17 protein-coding genes and 1 pseudogene are annotated in these 19,549 nt (G+C 62.3%); 13 read left to right on the top strand and 5 right to left on the bottom strand.

From position 1 onward, the window contains the following. Window positions 1–143 precede the first annotated feature (143 nt). Window positions 144–527 carry a PaaI family thioesterase gene (locus J4E58_RS03820; RefSeq protein ID WP_087089591.1) on the bottom strand — a complete coding sequence of 128 codons (384 nt, stop codon included), beginning with the start codon at window positions 525–527 and terminating at the stop codon, window positions 144–146. Further along, a complete protein-coding gene (locus J4E58_RS03815) occupies window positions 527–2,851 on the bottom strand; it encodes a Tex family protein (RefSeq protein WP_087089593.1) in 2,325 nt (774 codons plus the stop codon). The genes J4E58_RS03820 and J4E58_RS03815 overlap by 1 nt, the downstream gene beginning before the upstream one ends. A 360-nt stretch (window positions 2,852–3,211) precedes the next feature. Here J4E58_RS03815 and ompR point away from each other — a divergent pair, with 360 nt between their 5' ends. Both ompR and J4E58_RS03805 read left to right on the top strand, forming a co-directional pair. After that, on the top strand, window positions 3,212–3,952 hold the full coding sequence (gene ompR / locus J4E58_RS03810; RefSeq protein WP_007925257.1) for a two-component system response regulator OmpR: 741 nt from the start codon (window positions 3,212–3,214) through the stop codon (window positions 3,950–3,952). 57 nt (window positions 3,953–4,009) lie between these two features. Next, window positions 4,010–5,323 carry an ATP-binding protein gene (locus J4E58_RS03805; RefSeq protein WP_007925244.1) on the top strand — a complete coding sequence of 438 codons (1,314 nt, stop codon included), beginning with the start codon at window positions 4,010–4,012 and terminating at the stop codon, window positions 5,321–5,323. 96 nt (window positions 5,324–5,419) lie between these two features. Here the strand turns inward: J4E58_RS03805 and rimK are convergent, their stop codons facing one another. Together rimK and J4E58_RS03795 are read right to left on the bottom strand one after the other, a co-directional pair. Beyond that, window positions 5,420–6,325, bottom strand: a complete 906-nt coding sequence (gene rimK, locus J4E58_RS03800) for a 30S ribosomal protein S6--L-glutamate ligase (protein WP_007931744.1) — start codon at window positions 6,323–6,325, stop codon at window positions 5,420–5,422. Then, on the bottom strand, window positions 6,322–6,804 hold the full coding sequence (locus J4E58_RS03795; RefSeq protein ID WP_007931742.1) for an ATP-dependent zinc protease: 483 nt from the start codon (window positions 6,802–6,804) through the stop codon (window positions 6,322–6,324). Before J4E58_RS03795 ends, rimK begins: the two co-directional genes overlap by 4 nt. Before the next feature lie 219 nt (window positions 6,805–7,023). On the opposite strand from J4E58_RS03795, the gene J4E58_RS03790 reads away from it, so the two are divergent. Then, complete coding sequence (locus tag J4E58_RS03790; RefSeq protein WP_087089596.1) at window positions 7,024–7,422, top strand: RNA-binding S4 domain-containing protein; 399 nt, start codon at window positions 7,024–7,026, stop codon at window positions 7,420–7,422. A gap of 139 nt (window positions 7,423–7,561) precedes the next feature. Here J4E58_RS03790 and J4E58_RS03785 read toward each other — a convergent pair whose 3' ends face one another. Continuing rightward, a complete protein-coding gene (locus tag J4E58_RS03785) occupies window positions 7,562–8,362 on the bottom strand; it encodes a phosphatase PAP2 family protein (protein ID WP_087089598.1) in 801 nt (266 codons plus the stop codon). Between the two features lie 101 nt (window positions 8,363–8,463). Here J4E58_RS03785 and hslO point away from each other — a divergent pair, with 101 nt between their 5' ends. The 10 genes and pseudogenes from hslO (at window position 8,464) to J4E58_RS03735 (ending at window position 19,533) form a co-directional block, all read left to right on the top strand. Continuing rightward, the gene (gene hslO, locus J4E58_RS03780) at window positions 8,464–9,366 is read left to right on the top strand and encodes an Hsp33 family molecular chaperone HslO (protein ID WP_007931739.1); all 903 of its coding nucleotides are present in this window, start codon (window positions 8,464–8,466) and stop codon (window positions 9,364–9,366) included. A gap of 179 nt (window positions 9,367–9,545) precedes the next feature. Next, entirely contained in the window at window positions 9,546–11,087 is a 1,542-nt protein-coding gene (locus J4E58_RS03775; RefSeq protein ID WP_087089600.1) for a phosphoenolpyruvate carboxykinase, read from the top strand. 301 nt (window positions 11,088–11,388) lie between these two features. After that, window positions 11,389–12,591, top strand: coding sequence for a colicin E3/pyocin S6 family cytotoxin (locus tag J4E58_RS03770; RefSeq protein ID WP_087090446.1), 1,203 nt, complete (start codon window positions 11,389–11,391; stop codon window positions 12,589–12,591). Then, a complete protein-coding gene (locus J4E58_RS03765) occupies window positions 12,588–12,818 on the top strand; it encodes a hypothetical protein (RefSeq protein ID WP_087089602.1) in 231 nt (76 codons plus the stop codon). The genes J4E58_RS03770 and J4E58_RS03765 overlap by 4 nt, the downstream gene beginning before the upstream one ends. A 25-nt stretch (window positions 12,819–12,843) precedes the next feature. Then, window positions 12,844–13,011 (top strand): annotated as a pseudogene (locus tag J4E58_RS03760) (bacteriocin immunity protein); the annotation flags it as partial. A 164-nt stretch (window positions 13,012–13,175) separates the two neighbouring features. Next, window positions 13,176–14,351 (top strand): tetratricopeptide repeat protein, encoded by a 1,176-nt coding sequence (locus tag J4E58_RS03755; RefSeq protein WP_007931735.1) that lies wholly within the window; start codon window positions 13,176–13,178, stop codon window positions 14,349–14,351. Between the two features lie 69 nt (window positions 14,352–14,420). Next, complete coding sequence (locus tag J4E58_RS03750; RefSeq protein ID WP_087089606.1) at window positions 14,421–15,545, top strand: polysaccharide deacetylase family protein; 1,125 nt, start codon at window positions 14,421–14,423, stop codon at window positions 15,543–15,545. Window positions 15,546–15,754: 209 nt separating this feature from the next. Further along, window positions 15,755–17,689: an ATP-dependent DNA helicase RecQ gene (locus J4E58_RS03745; protein ID WP_087089609.1), complete on the top strand. Its 1,935-nt coding sequence runs from the start codon at window positions 15,755–15,757 to the stop codon at window positions 17,687–17,689. Between the two features lie 112 nt (window positions 17,690–17,801). Next, window positions 17,802–19,034 (top strand): 3-hydroxyacyl-CoA dehydrogenase, encoded by a 1,233-nt coding sequence (locus tag J4E58_RS03740; RefSeq protein WP_087089611.1) that lies wholly within the window; start codon window positions 17,802–17,804, stop codon window positions 19,032–19,034. A 67-nt stretch (window positions 19,035–19,101) separates the two neighbouring features. Further along, window positions 19,102–19,533, top strand: a complete 432-nt coding sequence (locus J4E58_RS03735; protein WP_007931728.1) for a thioesterase family protein — start codon at window positions 19,102–19,104, stop codon at window positions 19,531–19,533. Window positions 19,534–19,549: the final 16 nt, after the last annotated feature.

The raw sequence follows: 19,549 nt of genomic DNA, 5'->3' as shown, positions 1-19,549 counted from the left end.
ACTGGCGTTTTCGCCTGGTCGTTGAGCCTTGCCGGCCCGCTTTGCAACGCCATTGCTTCATCCTTGAACTGGCTCTTGCACGCGCAAAAAATTCCGGCGCCGTGTGTGCAGCGCCGAAATTAACTCAAATCGAGGTTGAGGGGCTATAGAACAGCGAACGTGCCTTGTGCTTTAGCGACCAGTTTGTCGCCTTGCATCACATCGGCCTCGACCACCAGGGTGCGGCGGCCCGGGTGGAGCACCCGGGCGTGGCAGAGCACGTCGCCCTCGGCGACGGCGCGGATGTAGTTGATCTTGCACTCGATGGTCGCGCTCTGCTGGTCGAAGCCGTGGGAGCTGGAACAGGCCAGCCCCATGGCGATGTCGACCAGGCTGAAGATCGCCCCGCCGTGCAGCTTCTGGCCGCGATTGCGCAGCTGCGGCGTCAGCGTCAGGGCGACGTCGGCTTCCCCGACCTCCAGGCGCTGCAGACGGCAGCCGAGCAGTTGGCTGAACGCGCTTTCGGTCAAGCCGGCCGGGATCTCCATCAGCGTTTCTTCAACTGCTTGGCGTTGGCGAACAGCGACGCCATGGCGTTGTTGGTCGGGGCCGCGGCCACGGTTTCCTTGCGCGGGGCGCTGTTGCCTGACGAGCGTGGCGCCGAGCCTGGGCGCGAGCCACGAGCGCCGTCGATCTTCTCGCCCGGGGTGTCGCTCATGCGCATCGACAGGCCGACGCGTTTGCGCGGGATGTCGACTTCCATGACCTTGACCTTGACCACGTCGCCGGCCTTCACCGCCTCACGCGGGTCCTTGATGAACTTCTCCGACAGCGCCGAGATGTGCACCAGGCCGTCCTGGTGCACGCCGATGTCGACGAAGGCGCCGAAGTTGGTGACGTTGGTCACCACGCCTTCGAGGATCATCCCCAGTTGCAGGTCCTTGAGGTCTTCGACGCCTTCCTGGAACTCGGCGGTCTTGAACTCGGGACGCGGGTCGCGGCCCGGCTTGTCCAGTTCCTGGAGGATGTCGGTGACGGTCGGCAGGCCGAAGGTCTCGTCGGTGAACTTCTTCGGATCCAGGCGCTTGAGGAAGCCGCTGTCGCCGATCAGCGAGCGGATGTCGCGGTCGGTCTCGGCGGCGATGCGCTGCACCAGCGGGTAGGCTTCCGGGTGTACCGCGGACGCGTCCAGCGGGTTGTCGCCGTTCATCACGCGGAGGAAGCCGGCGGCCTGTTCGAAGGTCTTTTCACCCAGGCGGGCAACCTTCTTCAGCGCGGCGCGGGTCTTGAACGCACCGTTTTCATCGCGGTGGCTGACGATGTTCTGCGCCAGGGTGGTGTTGAGGCCGGAGATCCGCGCCAGCAGGGCCACGGACGCGGTGTTGACGTCCACGCCGACGGCGTTCACGCAGTCCTCGACCACCGCATCCAGGCCACGGGCCAGCTTCAGCTGCGACACGTCGTGCTGGTACTGGCCGACGCCGATGGATTTCGGATCGATCTTCACCAGCTCGGCCAGCGGGTCCTGCAGGCGGCGGGCGATGGACACCGCGCCACGGATCGACACGTCGAGGTCGGGGAATTCCTTGGCGGCCAGTTCCGACGCCGAATACACCGAAGCGCCGGCCTCGGAGACCATGACCTTGGTCATGCGCATGGCCGGGTATTTCTTGATCAGCTCGGCGGCCAGCTTGTCGGTTTCACGGCTGGCGGTGCCGTTGCCGATGGCGATCAGGTCCACCGAGTGCTTGGCGCACAGCGCGGCCAGCACGGCGATGGTCTGGTCCCACTTGTTGTGCGGTACGTGCGGGTAAACGGTGGCGTGGTCCAGCAGCTTGCCGGTGGCGTCCACCACCGCCACCTTGCAGCCGGTACGCAGGCCAGGGTCGAGGCCCAGGGTCGCGCGCGGGCCGGCCGGAGCGGCCAGCAGCAGGTCGTGCAGGTTGTGGGCGAAGACGTTGATCGCCTCGGTTTCGGCGTTGTCGCGCAGCTCGCCCAGCAGGTCGGTTTCCAGGTGGGTGTAGAGCTTGACCTTCCAGGTCCAGCGCACCACTTCGCCGAGCCACTTGTCGGCCGGGCGGTTCTGGTTCTGGATGCCGACCTGCTGGCCGATCATGCCTTCGCACGGGTGCATGGTGCCGGGCAGTTCGTCGCCGACTTTCAGCGCGGAGCTGAGGATGCCTTCGTTGCGGCCGCGGAAAATTGCCAGGGCGCGGTGCGACGGCATGCTCTTGAGCGGTTCGTCGTGTTCGAAGTAATCGCGGAACTTGGCGCCTTCCTCTTCCTTGCCGGCGATCACGCGGGCACTGAGGGTGGCTTCCTGCTTGAGGTAGTTGCGCAGCTTGTCCAGCAGGCTGGCGTCTTCGGCGAAGCGCTCCATGAGGATGTACTTGGCGCCTTCGAGGGCGGCCTTCACATCGGCCACGCCTTTTTCCGCGTCGACGAAGCGCGCGGCTTCGCTTTCCGGGGTCAGGCTTGGGTCGTTGAACAGGCCGTCGGCCAGTTCGCCGAGGCCGGCTTCCAGGGCGATCTGGCCCTTGGTGCGGCGCTTCTGCTTGTACGGCAGGTAGAGGTCTTCGAGGCGGGTCTTGGTGTCGGCGAGCTTGATGTCGCGGGCAAGTTCCGGGGTCAGTTTGCCTTGCTCCTCGATGCTGGCGAGGATGCTGATGCGCCGTTCGTCGAGTTCTCGCAGGTAGCGCAGGCGCTCTTCCAGATGACGCAACTGGGTGTCATCGAGGCTGCCGGTTACTTCCTTACGGTAGCGGGCGATGAAGGGCACGGTGGAGCCTTCATCCAATAGAGCGACGGCCGCTTCGACCTGTTGTGGGCGTACGCCGAGTTCCTCGGCAATGCGGCTGTTGATGCTGTCCATAAAACCACCTGACAAATTGTGAAGCAGGCTCGCCGGCACGGAAAATTGGCCTCGGCGAGTCTGGTTGAGCGGCCTGGCGTGCGCCGCTGCCTGGATCAAAAGGCTGCCTGTTGACCCGTGAAATCGAACAATTACTGCCTGGCCGGGAAAAATAAAAAGTGGCCACGGGCGGTAACGATCAGACGTTGCCTGACACAAAAGGCGGCGCATTATAACCAGCGTTCCAGTCTTCGGGGGTATTGGCCCACTGGCGGCCGACGGTGGGTTTTCTGGCGGTAGAGGAAAAATCTGCTAACAATGCACACGGTGCGTATAACGGCAGCTACGCCATAATGCGCACCGAGATAAAAGGAGCATCTGATGAGCAGCACTGCACAAACTGCCGAAGGCGAAAAAATTCTTATCGTTGATGACGACCCCGGGCTGAGCAGCCTGCTGGAGCGCTTCTTCGTCAGCAAGGGCTACCGTGCCCGCGCGGTTCCCAACACCGAGCAGATGGACCGTCTGCTGGGTCGCGAAGTCTTCAACCTGGTCGTCCTCGACCTGATGCTGCCTGGCGAAGACGGCCTGACCGCATGCCGCCGCCTGCGCAGTGCGAACAACCAGATCCCGATCATCATGCTCACCGCCAAGGGCGACGAGCTGAGCCGCATCAAGGGCCTGGAACTGGGCGCCGACGATTACCTGGCCAAGCCGTTCAACCCCGACGAGCTGATGGCGCGGGTCAAGGCCGTGCTGCGTCGCCAGTCGGCTCCGGTGCCGGGCGCGCCGGGCAGCGAAGACGAAAACGTCACTTTCGGCGACTACGAACTGTCCCTGGCCACCCGCGAACTCAAGCGCGGCGCCGAAGTGCACATGCTCACCACCGGTGAGTTCGCAGTGCTCAAGGCCCTGGTGATGAACGCTCGCCAGCCGCTGACCCGCGACAAACTGATGAACCTGGCCCGTGGCCGCGAGTGGGATGCCCTGGAGCGTTCCATCGACGTGCAGATCTCCCGCCTGCGCCGGATGATCGAACCTGATCCGTCCAAGCCGCGTTATATCCAGACGGTCTGGGGCGTGGGTTATGTGTTCGTGCCGGATGGCACCACCACCAAGTGACCGATGATTTGTAGGAGCGAGCGCGGCTCGCTCCTGCAAAGCGTGTAATGGCTGTTTATGAAAACCCCGCTGTGGTTCCCGCAAAGCTTCTTCTCCCGCACCCTCTGGCTGGTGCTGATCGTGGTGCTGTTCTCCAAGGCGCTGACCCTGGTTTATCTGCTGATGAACGAGGACGTGCTGGTGGACCGCCAGTACAGCCACGGCGTGGCCCTGACCCTGCGCGCCTATTGGGCCGCCGACGAATCCAACCGCGACCAGATCGCCGAGGCCGCCGGGCTGATCAAGGTGGTCGGCAGCGGTGTGCCGGCGGGCGAGCAGCATTGGCCCTACAGCGAGATCTATCAGCGGCAGATGCAGGCCGAGCTGGGCGCCGACACTGAAGTGCGCCTGCGCATGCATGCGCCGCCTGCGCTCTGGGTGCGCGCGCCGAGCCTGGGCGACGGCTGGCTGAAAGTGCCGCTGTATCCGCACCCGCTGCGGGGGCAGAAGATCTGGAGCGTGCTCGGCTGGTTCCTGGCCATCGGCCTGTTGTCCACGGCGTCGGCGTGGATCTTCGTCAGCCAGCTCAACCAGCCGCTCAAGCGCCTGGTCTATGCCGCCCGGCAACTGGGGCAGGGGCGCAGCGTGCGCCTGCCGATCAGCGATACGCCAAGCGAGATGACCGAGGTGTACCGCGCCTTCAACCAGATGGCCGAGGATGTGGAGCAGGCCGGGCGCGAACGCGAGCTGATGCTGGCGGGGGTGTCCCACGACCTGCGCACGCCGCTGACCCGCCTGCGCCTGTCGCTGGAGTTGATGGGCAGCCACAACGACCTGACCGACGACATGGTTCGCGACATCGAAGACATGGACGCGATTCTCGACCAGTTCCTGGCCTTTATCCGCGACGGCCGCGACGAATCGGTGGAGGAGGTCGATCTCAGCGACCTGGTGCGCGAAGTGGCGGCGCCCTACAACCAGAACGATGAAAAGGTGCACCTGCGCCTGGAACCGATTCCGCCGTTCCCGTTGCGTCGGGTGTCGATGAAGCGCCTGCTGAACAACCTGATCGGCAACGCGTTGAACCACGCCGGTACCGAAGTCGAAGTCGCGGCCTATGTGTCGGGCGACACCAGCGCGCCTTATGTGGTGCTGAGTGTGATGGACCGAGGCGCGGGCATCGATCCGTCGGAGCTGGAGGCGATCTTCAACCCCTTCACCCGCGGCGACCGTGCCCGGGGCGGCAAGGGCACCGGCCTGGGCCTGGCCATCGTCAAGCGGATCGCCTCGATGCACGGCGGCAATGTCGAATTGCGCAACCGCGCCGATGGCGGCCTGGAAGCGCGGGTGCGCTTGCCGTTGGGATTGTTGCTGCCCAGGGATGCGGTTTAGGGGCAGCTGCAAGCCATAAGCTGCAAGCTGCAAGAGAAGAGCCTGCGCTGGCCCGCTTTTCTCTTGCAGCTTGCAGCTAAAAGCTTGCCGCTGCTCTTACCCTTTGCCCTTGGTCCGGGTCATGTTCGGGCCACCGTTCTTCTCGATGTGCTCGATGATGATCCCCGCCACGTTCTTGCCTGTGGTGGTCTCGATGCCTTCCAGGCCCGGCGAGGAATTCACTTCCATCACCAGCGGCCCGTGGTTCGAGCGCAGGATATCCACGCCCGCCACGCTCAGGCCCATGACCTTGGCCGCGCGCAGGGCGGTCATGCGTTCTTCCGGGGTGATCTTGATCAGGCTGGCGCTGCCGCCACGGTGCAGGTTGGAGCGGAACTCGCCGGGCTTGGCCTGGCGTTTCATCGCGGCAATCACCTTGTCGCCGACCACGAAGCAGCGGATGTCGGCGCCGCCGGCTTCCTTGATGTACTCCTGGACCATGATGTTCTGCTTCAGGCCCATGAAGGCTTCGATCACCGACTCGGCCGCCGTGGCGGTTTCGCACAGCACCACGCCTATGCCCTGGGTGCCTTCCAGCACCTTGATCACCAGGGGTGCGCCGTTGACCATCTCGATCAGGTCGGGAATGTCGTCCGGCGAGTGGGCGAAGCCGGTCACCGGCAGGCCGATACCGCGCCGCGATAGCAGTTGCAACGAGCGTAGCTTGTCCCGCGAGCGGGCGATGGCCACCGACTCGTTGAGCGGGAACACACCCATCATTTCAAACTGGCGCAGCACCGCGCAGCCGTAGAAGGTCACCGAGGCGCCGATCCGTGGAATCACCGCATCGAAACCTTCCAGCGGCTTGCCGCGGTAGTGGATCTGCGGTTTGTGACTGGCAATGTTCATATAGGCGCGCAGGGTGTCGACCACCACCATTTCATGGCCACGCTCGGTGCCGGCTTCGACCAGGCGACGAGTGGAATACAGACGCGGGTTACGCGACAGCACAGCGATCTTCATGCAACACCTGTGGCAGAGGTAGTGGACACCGGGAACACCGGTTTGTCTTGAACGTATTTGATCCCTGGATTGACCACCAACTGGCCATCGATCAGGGCTTTGGAACCGAGCAACAGTCGATAGCGCATGGCCTTGCGGCAGGCGAGGGTGAACTCCACCCGCCAGACCCGATCGCCGAGCGCCAGGGTGGTGCTGATCACGTAGCGCACCTGTGCCTGGCCGTTGGAGCTTTTAATGGTTTTCATCGCCACCAGCGGTGCTTCGCAACGCCGGTGACGCAACTGCACCACGCTGCCCAGGTGCGCGTTGAAGCGCACCCATTGCTCACCGTCGCGCTCGAACGGCTCGATCTCGGTGGCATGCAGGCTGGAGGTGCTGGCGCCGGTGTCGATCTTGGCGCGCAGGCCGGCGACTCCCAAATCCGGAAGCGCCACCCACTCGCGCAGACCCACGACGGTCAAATGGTCAAATGTCTTCAAATGTGCTCAACCGCTGAGGAACCCGCTCGTACCGTCAAGCGGCCGAATTCGCGGTATTCACGCAGAATAATGGGTAAAAGGCGACAGATATCTAGGCCCGGATCCACAGCGCCCGGACGGGCTGCTGCGAAGCCTCGCATTCTAAACCGAGCCATCGCAATTCATGGCACGGGAGAAACGGTAGTACAGTTCGAAAATATTTCAGAATGAGGACATGCCATGGCACAAAAAGCCGAAGACGACGACAAGGTCCGTCTGGATAAATGGCTGTGGGCGGCGCGCTTCTACAAGACCCGTGCCTTGGCCAAGGCCGCCATCGAAAGCGGCAAGGTGCACCACCGTGGCGAGCGCTGCAAACCGGGCAAGGAGCCGAGGGTCGGCGACGAGTATGAGATACGCACCGGCTTCGACGAGCGCACCGTGGTGGTCCAGGCCCTGTCGATCGTGCGTCGTGGGGCGCCGCAAGCGCAGGCTCTTTATACGGAAACCGCAGCCAGCATCGCCAAGCGAGAAAACGCCGCGGCCCTGCGCAAGGCCGGCGCCCTGGGTGTGAGCACCGATGGCAAGCCGACCAAGAAACAGCGGCGCGACCTGTTCAAATTCCGCAGCAGCGAATAGACCCTTGGCCTTCTGAACCCTGCGGGTTCAATCGCCAGCAAGCTGGCTCCTACACAGCCGGCGCACCGCTCAACCCCCTGTAGGAGCGAGCTTGCTCGCGATCCGCGGCAAAGCCGCGACAAGCAGCAAATCCGAAGAGTCAGGCCGCCCGCACCACGCTCAGGCGCGACAGCAGCGGTAGCTTGCCCAGCAGGTTGAACAGCGGGTTGGTCGCCCGCAGCAGGAAGTCCGAGGCCTTGGCCGCGTACGGGGTGTAGTAGCCCCAGCCGAGGGCCCAGACCGCCAGCAGCACGCCACCGATATAGTCGTCCTGGCCCCAGTGCGCGCCGGCCACCAGGCGCGGCATCATGAACAGCAGGGTCAGGCCCCAGATCACCAGGAATTGGCCGACGCCGCGGCTGAACACACTCATGAACAGCGCCCAGATCAGCAGCACCGAGGCGTGGTCACCGGGGAAGCTCTGGCTGGAACGGTCCTTGAGCTCCCAGGTTTTTTCCCAGTGCGGGAAATAGTCGCTCATGTGCACGGCATCCTGGAGCATCATCGACGGGCTGTCGTGCTGCCAGCCCATGGCGTCGGCGAGCCTGGAGAACAACAAGCGGATAATCAGCATCAAGACCAGGATCGACAGGAAGCCGAAAAAGGCCCGGCGCACGTCCACGGCCTTGAACACCCAGTCACCGCGGATCAAAAGGGTCAGCAGGATCAGCCCGACTATCGCGTCGAAAGGCCGCAGGCTGGCCACGGCCCAGATATGCAGCCAGGTGGAGTTGCTCGCAAGGGGAGCATTCAGCAGGCGGAACAGCCATTCGTCGAACATCACACACAGCATGTGCCCGCTTGGCCATAACCAGAAACCCAGCAGTGCCAGAGGGAGCAAATTGCACAACACCAGCTTGCCGAGGTTCCACCTTGCTTGGAACAAACCCGGATTGTTCATAAAATGCCTCCAATGGCAGAAAATCGCGCACCGTAACAGTGCAAAAAGCGCAATTTTCATATCTTGTAACCATTTTGTCATCACTTCAGATACCCAAACCTATGACTCATTTGCCGGATACCGACTTCACCCAACGCTTCATCTTCGATGACAGCGACGCCCGCGGCGAGCTGGTGGCGTTGGAGCGCAGCTATGCCGAAGTCCTCGCCAAACACGCTTACCCGGAGCCGGTCGCGCAACTGCTCGGCGAGCTGATGGCGGCGGCCGCGCTGTTGGTCGGCACGCTGAAGTTCGATGGCTTGCTGATCCTCCAGGCCCGTTCCGAAGGCCCGGTGCCATTGCTGATGATCGAGTGCTCCAGCGAGCGCGAGATCCGTGGCCTGGCCCGCTACGACGCGGAGCAGATCGCCCCGGATGCGACCCTGGCCGACCTGATGCCCAATGGCGTGCTGGCCCTGACCGTCGACCCGACCCACGGCCAGCGCTACCAGGGCATCGTCGACCTGGATGGCGCCACCCTGTCGGAATGCTTCACCAACTATTTCGTCATGTCCCAGCAGGTCGGCACCCGTTTCTGGTTGCATGCCGACGGTCGTCGCGCCCGTGGCCTGCTGCTGCAGCAACTGCCGGCCGACCGCCTCAAGGATGAAGAAGAACGCGCCGCCAGCTGGCAGCACATCACCGCGCTGGGCAGCACCCTGACCGCCGACGAACTGCTGAGCCTGGACAACGAAACCGTGCTCCATCGCCTCTACCATGAAGAAGCCGTGCGCCTGTTCGATGTGCAGCCGTTGCGCTTCCGTTGTAGCTGCTCGCGGGAACGCTCGGGCAATGCGCTGGTCAGTCTGGGTCTGGAAGATGCGCAGAAGCTGGTGGTCGAACACGGCGGCAGCATCGAGATCGATTGCCAGTTCTGCAACGAGCGCTACCTGTTCGATGCGGCCGATATCAGCCAATTGTTCGCCGGAGCGGGTGTCGAGTCACCGTCAGATACTCGTCACTAAAACGGTTCAGCGCAGGTAAATCACCTGGCAAGCGCCGGATTAACGCCGTTCTGACGGGAGGGCCCTACTCTTTTTGGGCTTTTCTGGCATAATCCGGCGCACTTTTTTCGCGGTAGTAGTGCACGACTTTCTACTACAAAACGTTTGGAGCACTCGGCCACTGGCCGACGGGGAACCTCATGACGCAAGCCAATAACGCCGTGTACACCGATCTGAGTGTTGATGATCTGGTCAAAGAAGCCCTGAAGCGCGGTGAAGGCGAGCTTGCCGATACCGGCGCGCTGGTTGTTCGTACCGGTCACCGTACCGGCCGTTCGCCAGTCGATCGTTTCATCGTTGAAGAGCCGAGCACCCAGGACGCTATCGCCTGGGGCCCGATCAACCGCAAGTTCCCGGCCGACAAGTTCGATGCCCTGTGGGCTCGCGTCGAGGCGTTCAACAACGCGCAAGAGCATTTTGTTTCCCATGTGCATGTAGGTGCTTCCGACGAGCACTACCTGGCCGTGAAGATGACCACCCAGACTGCCTGGCAGAACCTGTTCGGTCGTTGCCTGTTCATCAACCCGGCCCAGTACAACCCGGCTGGCCGTGATGAGTGGCAGGTGCTCAACGTTGCCAATTTCGAATGCGTTCCAGAGCGTGACGGCACCAACTCCGACGGTTGCGTGATCCTCAACTTCGCTCAGAAAAAAGTGCTGATCGCCGGCATGCGCTACGCCGGTGAAATGAAGAAAGCCATGTTCTCGGTACAGAACTTCCTGCTGCCGGCCGCCGACGTGCTGCCGATGCACTGCGCCGCCAACATCGGCGAAGAGGGCGACGTGACCCTGTTCTTCGGTCTGTCCGGCACCGGCAAGACCACCCTGTCCGCCGATGAAAGCCGTTACCTGATCGGTGACGACGAGCACGGCTGGGGCGAGGGCGTGGTGTTCAACATCGAAGGCGGTTGCTATGCCAAGTGCATCGACCTGTCCGAGAAGAACGAGCCGGTCATCTGGAAAGCCATCAAGCATGGCGCCGTGCTGGAAAACGTTGTGCTGGACGACGCCAAGAAGGCTGACTACGCCGACGGCAGCCTGACCCAGAACAGCCGCGCCGCCTACCCGCTGGAGCACGTCGAGAAGCGTTCCGAGAAAAACCTCGGTGGCGAGCCGAATGCCGTGATCTTCCTGACCTGCGACCTGACCGGCGTACTGCCGCCAGTCTCGATCCTCAGCGAAGAACAAGCTGCCTACCACTTCCTGTCCGGCTACACCGCTCTGGTGGGCTCGACCGAAATGGGCTCGGGCGCCGGCATCAAGTCGACCTTCTCCACCTGCTTCGGCGCACCGTTCTTCCCGCGTCCGGCAGGCGAATACGCAGAGCTGCTGATCAAGCGCATCCGCGGCTTCGGCTCCAAGGTCTACCTGGTCAACACCGGTTGGACCGGCGGTGGCTATGGCGTTGGCAAGCGCTTCAACATCCCGACCACCCGTGGCGTGATCGCCGCCATCCAGAGCGGCGCTCTGGTCGGTGCCGAGACCGAGCACCTGGGCACCATCAACCTGGACGTGCCACTGGCCGTTCCAGGCGTCGAAACCGGCCTGCTCAACCCACGCAACACCTGGGCTGACAAAGCCGCCTACGACGAGGCCGCCAAGGCCCTGGCCGGCCTGTTCATCGAGAACTTCAAGAAGTTCGACGTGAGCGACGCCATCAAGGCTGCTGGTCCGAAGCTGTAAGCATCGGGCAAGTGGTTCAAGAAGCCGCCCTTCGGGGCGGCTTTTTTGTGGGCGTCATTCAGTCCTGTTCAAACACTAGGCGGCTTGTCCGGGCGGTTCAATAAGCCAGATTCGACGCGATTTGTAGGGTAAATCCTTGTGTCCTGTCGTAGACCGTTTAGGGCCAATCGCAGGGCATGAACGAAAAAGAAAAGTCGCTCGACCAGCTCGGATTTGCCTGACAGCCAGGGCCCCCTCGCACTGGTTACCGTGAGATCCCCGGTTGAAGGCCGGGGTTTCCCAGGCGACCGAGCAAAGGACTATGGCCCGCAACAAGGATGTGTCCCAGGTATGGCAGCACTACGACGCTGACGGCGGTGGTTATCGTCGCCTGCGCGATATGACTGCGAGCGAATTGGCCGAGCGTGATGAGGCGCAGCAGGGTTACGAGCAGATGCTCGCTCGTCAGCAGGCCTATGAAGAGCGGCTGCCGACCACACAGGTGGAATCGCAACCAACGCCCGTCGGTTGCGTATTTGCCAAGTCTTGCAAGCTGCCGAACGCAATCATCGACTACGTCACCCCGACGGGCTTCATACCCACTGATTCGGTGGCGAATTACGGCGCGTTGACGCTGCTGGGTGGCCGCGAGGTCGAGGCGGGTGGGCGAGTGCCCCTCAAGCGCATCATCGGCGCGCTGCCGGCCAATCTCGGTGCCTTGACCCTGGGTGGTGTCTCCGTGGGTTCTGGTACCACCGGCAGTGGCTTGGGGCTGATCTCCTCGGGCGTGGCGGCCGGTGCGTTGCTGGGGCTGGTGGCCTTGCTCGCTCCATCGAGTTTGGGTGACGGCGCGCTGTACAGCGAAGAGCAACTACGCAACCTCAAGCAGGCCCGCACCCGCTTACGACTGCGGGTCGAACAGCAGGCCGATGGCAGCCTCAAGGGCTACGGTTTCAACACCCAGGGGCGCCGCGAGTGGGAAATGATTCCGGTGGTTGAGTTTGAGGCTCGTGATGAGCAGCAAGTGGCCGATCTGGGTGATGGCATCACCCTTATCTGGACTCCAGCGGTGGACCCCTCGAGCACCGCAGGGATACCACCGCTGGAAGCGGCGCCACAGACACCACCGATCTGGGTTTTCCCGCCGACGGAAGCGGCGGAACGGATCATCGTCAGCCCAATTTATCCGCCGGAGTATCGGGATTTTATTTTGGTGTTTCCGCCGGGGTCTGGAGTTCAGCCGCTGTACATTGTGCTGAGCACACCGGTATCAGGATATGTTCCTGCACCGAGCGCCTTGCCTGGCTTTCCTGATGCTATTAGGGCAAAGCGGAAAACTTCTGTCCAAGGAGGTGGTGGGCGGAGTAAGCGATGGAAAACGGCAAAAGGGCTCATTTTAGAATGGGACTCTCAACATGGCGCAGTTGAAATGTATGACAAGCACGGCCGCCATCTTGGCGAATTTGATCCGCTTACTGGTGAACAAACTAAAGCAGCTGATAAAGCAAGGAGCGTAGAACCATGAAGTTTCTCGTTGAGGCTTTTGACAAGAAAACCGAGATGTTGGTTTTTGACGTAGAACTGCCGGCCGACTGTGACGAGCGGGTGAAAGAGATCATGGGCTGGACAGTGGACCCTCAAGGTTGGGAAGGCTATGACCTGAGTGCAGCGCAGTTGGTGGAGTTTGAAAAGATCACGGAGAAGAAATTTGATCTCTGTGCATACGATTTCCAACTGACAGCTAATGGCTGAGTATTTTCGGAGGGGCACTGAAAAAGAAGTGGATGCGCTTGTACCTCATTTCCAAAAGTTGAGCGAATACTCAGCAGGCTCCGATCTGATTTTCTACCCAGAGGACGGTGCCGATGACTCGTCCGAAGGCATCACACGGATAGTGAAGGAGTGGCGAGCGGCTAATGGTTTGCCCGGTTTCAAATCTGTCTGAAAAGGTTTTGCCATCCCGGCCCCTCAGCAAACTTCAGGGATTCCCACAGCCCCCATCTTTCCCAATGGATTAGCAAGCAAATCCCGAAAAAACTGTGTATCGTGCGCGCGAAATCTGCCGGGTACCTTTGGGTGCCGACTTCATACACTTAAAGGGAATTAGGTATGCGATTGTTTCGCGTGACTTCGATTTTTTCGTTGTGGGCATTGGCGTTTTCGGTGACGGCGCAGCAGCTGCCGGTCGAGGTGCTGAGTGCGGTGGTCAAGGACCAGAAGATCGCCGACGCCGAAGTGCTGGTGCAGCGCAATGGCGCGCAGAGTGTGGTCGGTCGTACCAATGCTCAAGGCCAGGTGACCCTGACCACCGACTTCGCCGATGACCCCAGCAACCTGCTGATCATCAAGAAACCCGGCTATTCCAACCTGGTGGTCAAGTGCCCATGCAGCGGCATGACCTACGCCATCAGCCCGGTGATGCAGAACCTCGACGGTCTGCGCGTGGTGCTGACCTGGGGCGCGAACCCCAGCGATCTCGACTCGCACATGATCTTTCCGGGCAACAACATCTACTTTCGCAACCAGCAAGGCGATGACGCCCACCTGGACGTCGACGATGTCGACAGCTATGGCCCGGAAACCATCACCCTGGAAAAGAAACACTACGGCGAAAGCTATGTGTACGCGGTGCATGACTACAGCAACCAGAGCCGCCCGGCGTCCCGCCAGCTCTCTGCCAGCCAGGCCAAGGTGTTCGTGTACATGGGCCAGTCGCTGGTGCGCACCTACTACGTGCCGCAGGACCGCAGCGGTAACCTGTGGACCGTGTTCCGCATGACCGGCAATGGCGACTTCCAGGACATCAACACCCTCAGCGGCGTGACCGTCGACGCGCAGGACGTGCTGAACGAAGTATCGCCGCTGCTCGACGACAAAGTGGAAGTGGCCGCTGTCGCCGTCAGCAGCAGCGCGCAAGCCGATGCGAAAACCCTGAACCGCAAGGGCGAAGAGGCTTACCACGCCGGTAACCTGCAGCAAGCCATCGACTTCTACCGTCAGGCCATCGAGCTGAACAACGGCTACGGCCAGGCCTACAGCAACCTCGGCCTGGCCTATCAGAAAGCCGGCAACACTGCCGAGTCGATCTGGGCCAACCGCAAGGCCATCGCCCTGGCCAGCGGCAACTCGGCGGCCACCGTGCGCGCCAGTTCCTACTACAACATCGCGCGGATCTACGAAGCGGCCGGCCAGTTCGCCGATGCCCTGCGTCACTATCAGTTGGCCAAGCAGCAGAAGGCCAACCCGGTGTACGACAAAGCCATCGAGCGTGTGCAAAACCGTTGATTCACGGGTGTTGATCTGACCCCCATAACGCGCCGTCCCACGGCGCGTTATGCATTTATGGAGGTTGTTATGCGGGTTCTGGTTGTTGCTTTGATGTTGTCCCTGTGGACGGCCGTTGCCCAGGCTGCCGGCCCGATGGTGTTCGCCACTATCGACCGCAGCACCTGGCCGGGTTCGCTGGCCACGCAAGCGGGTTTCGATACTGCCTCGCGTGCGGAAATCCTGATGTTCGGCAAGGCCCTGCTGGCCAGCGAGGCGCTGGACGATGCGAGCCTCAAGCAGCGCCTGGGCGTCAAGGCGCTGGAGCATCATTCGGTCGAGCAAGTGCGCGATCGTTTCTGGATACGCCTGCTCAGCAGTTACCACAGCGCCAGCCAGGACTGTGAAGGTGCCGCCTTCTGCCCGCCGGTGCGTAACCTGGATGACTTGCGGCAACTGGCCCAGGGCTTCACCGGGACGGTCAGCCCGGCCTATGACGCCTGGGCCCAGGCAAGCCGGCAGTTTCATGAGCAGTATCTGAACGAACAGCTGCGCCTGGCGGCCTTGTTTCCGAAGATCAGCAGCGAGATCGAGCGTTTCGACAGCGCCGAGCTGATGGGCGACGAATTGGCGGATCGGCAGTTTCTACTGACCTTCGACGACGGCCCGACGGCCGCGGGTGGCCACACCGATACGCTGGCCAACGTGCTGCGGGCCAATGACCTGCACGGATTGTTTTTCGTCCTGGGCGAGCCGTTCCAGGCACGTCTGCGCAAGTCGTCGCCGGCGCAGATGCGCGAGTTGTACAGCGGCCAGTGCGTTGCCCTGCATGGCTGGACGCACAAGTCCCACAGCGCCTGGAGCGAATGGCAGCAGTCCATCACCCGTTCCGCGACCCTGGTGCGCGGCACCTTGCCGGATGACTACCAGCCGCTGTTCCGTCCGCCTTATGGCCAGCGTTCGAGTGACAGCCCGGCGTTCTTCAAGGCCCAGGGCATCAAGGTGATGCTCTGGGGCGTCGACTCCCAGGACTGGAGCAAGAGCATCAGCGCCAGCGCGGCGAGCCAGCGGGTGCAGACGCTGATGCTGCTGTGGCGCCGGGGAATCATTCTGTTCCACGACATTCACAACAAGGCGCCTGCCGCAGTGCCGGCGCTGATCGCCGCGAACAAGAGCAATGGCGTGAAGTGGGTGGATTGCCGCGCGACGCGCTAAGAGTACGATTTCTATCGCGAGCCATCGCGCATCGACCGGTGCCCGATGGCTTGCGATACACCCTGAAAAACTCCGCGTCATCCCCAGCCGAACGCCGTTCTCCGTCCCCCTGTATCATCCCGTATCCTTTTCCTCCCGACCTTTTCTCGACCCGCTGACTGGCCGCGCTAGGCTTCAAGGCACGTCAGCGGTCAAAGGAGTGACAGCTCATGCACAACACCCTCGAACAGGTCTTCGGTTATCCACAGTTCCGTCCCGGCCAGGAGGCGGCGGTCAGTGCGGTGCTGGCCGGGCGCTCGGCGGCGGCGATCTTTCCCACGGGCTCCGGCAAGTCGCTGTGCTACCAGCTGCCGGCCTTGCTGCTGCCGCACCTGACCCTGGTGGTTTCGCCGTTGCTGGCGCTGATGCAGGATCAGCTGGCGTTCCTCCAGCGGCACGGCATCGCCGCCGCGAGCATCGATTCGGCGCAGAGCCGCGACGACGCCAACGAGGTCATGGCGCGGGCGCGCTCCGGTGAGCTGAAGATCCTAATGATCTCGGTGGAGCGCCTGAAGAACGAGCGTTTTCGCAACTTCCTGCAGCAGGTGCGGATCTCCCTGCTGGTGGTGGACGAGGCGCACTGCATCTCCGAATGGGGCCATAACTTTCGCCCCGACTACCTCAAGCTGCCGGACTACCAGCGCCAGTTCAATATTCCCCAGGCACTGCTGCTGACCGCTACCGCCACGCCCAAGGTGATCGCCGACATGCAGGCGAAATTCGCCATCGCCGGGCAGGATGTGGTGACCACCGGTTTCTACCGGCCCAACCTCAACCTGCTGGTGGAGCCAGTGCGCGGCCAGGACAAGCGCCGGCGCCTGGTGCAGTGGATGAGCGAGCGTCCCGGCCAGCCGAGCATCGTCTATGTCACCTTGCAGAAAACCGCCGAGCACATCGCCGAGCATCTGAGTCGCAACGGCATCCAGGCCCAGGCTTATCACGCCGGTCTGCCCCATGAGCAGCGCGAAGCCATCCAGCGGCAGTTCATGGCGGGCCAGTCCAATTGCATCGTCGCCACCATCGCTTTCGGCATGGGCATCGACAAGAGCGACATCCGCAATGTGGTGCATTTCGACCTGCCCAAATCCATCGAGAACTACAGCCAGGAAATCGGCCGCGCGGGGCGTGATGGCCAACCTTCGGACTGCCTGGTGCTGGCCAACCGCGACAGCCTCAACGTGCTGGAAAACTTCGTCTACGGCGACACGCCGGAGCTGGAAGGCATTCGTTGTGTGCTGGACGAGCTGCAGGGCGCAGCGCCTGACGGGCAATGGGAGTTCCTGTTGGGGCCGCTGGCGGACCAGAGCAATATCCGCCAGCTGCCGCTCAAGACCTTGCTGGTGCAGCTGGAACTGCGCGGCCTGATCGCGCCGCGTTACGCCTACTTCGCCGAATACCGCTTCAAGTTCCTTGAGGAACCGCAGGCGCTGCTGGCGCGTTTCGAAGGTGAGCGCCGGGACTTCGTGGCGGCGATCATCGAGACCTCCAGCCGTGCCCGGACCTGGGCCACAGTGAATTTCGACGCGCTTTATCAGCAGCATCAGGCCGAGCGTAACCGGGTGGTGAAGGCCCTGGACTACTTCCAGGAAAAGGGCTGGGTCGAGCTGGAAAGCAAGCAGATGACCGAGGTCTACAACCTGCTGGAGACGGGCTTCGATGCCGCGACCCTGAGCCAGCAACTGCATGCCTACTTCAAACAGCACGAAAGCAGCGAGATCGCGCGGATCCACGCGATGCTCGCACTGTTCGCCACCGAGCAGTGCCTGGGGTATCGCCTGGCGCAGTATTTCGGCGACGACCAGGCGCCGCAGCGGTGCGGGCATTGCTCGGTATGCCATGGCCAGGTGGCCCGCCTGTCGGAGCCGCCAGCCTTGCCCGCGCTTGTGGATAAAAACTTCGAAGCGCTGTGTGGCGAATTTATCCACAGGCACCACCAATACAGCGGCACGGTTCCAGGGGCGGAACGGCTGACGCGTTTCCTGTGTGGGATCAGCGTGCCGCTGTTCACCAAGCTCAAGGCGCGGTCGATCCCGGGTTTTGCGGTGCTCGAGGATTACCCCTACGCCGAAGTACGCGATTGGGCCGAACATCACCTCCAGGATTGATATCTGCCCGATCCATCTGCTGAATGCCGCTCATCACAGGAATAAATTTCAAAAATGCCCTAGGCCTGATTATGGTGGTTTGCGTCTTTGAGCCACCTACAGGGGAGCCACTATGAGCCAGATCGATATTCAGCGCGCCGCGGTGATCGGTGCCGGGACCATGGGCCGCGGGATCGTGATGTGCCTGGCCAATGCCGGGGTCGCGGTGCAGTGGGTGGACAACAATCCGCAGATGCTCGAACAGGCGCTGACAGCGGTGACCGAGACTTATGCACACAACGTGCGTCAGGGGCGGATCGATCAGGCAGAGGCCGATGCGCGTCGGGCCCGGATAAGCGCGGCGGCGGATTATCCGGCGATCCGCAATGTGGATCTGGTGATCGAGGCGATCTACGAGAACCTCGAGCTGAAGCAGCAAATCTTCCGCGAACTCGATGGCCTGCTCCAGCCGCTGGCGATCCTCGCCAGCAATACCTCGGCGCTGGATATCGACGCCATCGCCGCAGTCACCCGGCGCCCAAGACAGGTGCTGGGCCTGCACTTCTTCAGCCCGGCCCACATCATGAAGCTGCTGGAAATCGTCCGGGGCGCCGCGACTGCGCCGCAGGTGCTCGAGGCCGCGCTGGCGCTGGGCGAGCGCATGGGCAAGGTCAGTGTGGTGTCCGGCAACTGCCCTGGATTCATCGGCAACCGCATGTTGCGCACCTATGTGCTGGAGGCGCGCAAGATGTTGCTGGAAGGGGCTTTCCCTTATCAGGTGGATGCCGCATTGCAGGGCTTCGGTTTTGCCATGGGCCCGTTCCGCATGTACGACGTGGTCGGCATCGACCTGGAATGGCGTGCCCGGAAGCTGGCCGGCAAAGGCCAGGAGGCGCACGAAGTGCAGGTGGATAATCGCCTGTGCGAGGCGGGTCGTTTTGGCCAGAAGAGTGGCAAGGGTTATTACCAGTACGAGCCCGGCAGTCGCCAGGCTGAGCACGATGTACAGGTCGATGCCCTGGTTCAGGAGGTCAGCGAAGGCCTGGGCTACCGCCGTCGCGACATCGGTCCTGAGGAAATCCTCGAGCGCTGCCTGCTGGCGCTGGTCAACGAAGGCGCGAAGATTCTCGAGGAAGGCATTGCCGGCTCGGCCCACGACATCGACCTGGTGTACCTCAACGGTTATGGCTTTCCGGCGGACAAGGGCGGGCCGATGAACTGGGCGGACCGTCAGGGGCTGGTGTCTATCCAGCAGGGGCTGCTGCGGCTGCAAGCCGAGTCGGGCGCGCACTGGAAGCCGGCGCGGTTGATTGACGAGCTGGTGCAGGCTGGTAAAGGGTTTGCCGATCATCGGGCCATCGGTTGAAATAGGCGTCGCCTGATCGACCACACCATGGTTGCTTTCCAGACACCTCGCCTTCGAGAACCCGCCAATGACCGACCGCATGCCGCAACGCACCGACTACCGCCACTTCCAGCCCATCATCACGCGCTGGCACGACAACGATGTGTACGGTCATGTGAATAACGTCACCTACTACAGCTTCTTCGACACGGCGGTGAACACCTACCTGATCGAGGAGGGCGGCCTGGATATCCATGACGGCGAGGTGGTGGGCTTCGTGGTGAGTTCGGCCTGCGATTACTTTGCCTCGATCGCTTTCCCCGAGCGCATCGAGATCGGCCTGCGTGTCGGCAAGCTGGGCAACAGTTCGGTGCAGTACGAGCTGGCGGTGTTCAAGGCGGGGGAAACCGATGCCTGCGCGGCGGGGCGCTTCGTGCATGTGTTCGTCGATCGGGCATCGAATCAGCCGGTAGGGATTCCCGCCGGGCTGCGTGGAGCGCTGGAACGCTTGCTGGTGTAAGCACAAAAAAGACCGC

It is taken from the genome of Pseudomonas sp. FW305-25, from assembly GCF_017351415.1.
GTDB lineage: Bacteria > Pseudomonadota > Gammaproteobacteria > Pseudomonadales > Pseudomonadaceae > Aquipseudomonas > Aquipseudomonas chlororaphis.
The sequence above is the reverse complement of the archived record's forward strand: the minus strand, read 5'-3'. Positions and strand labels throughout refer to the sequence as shown.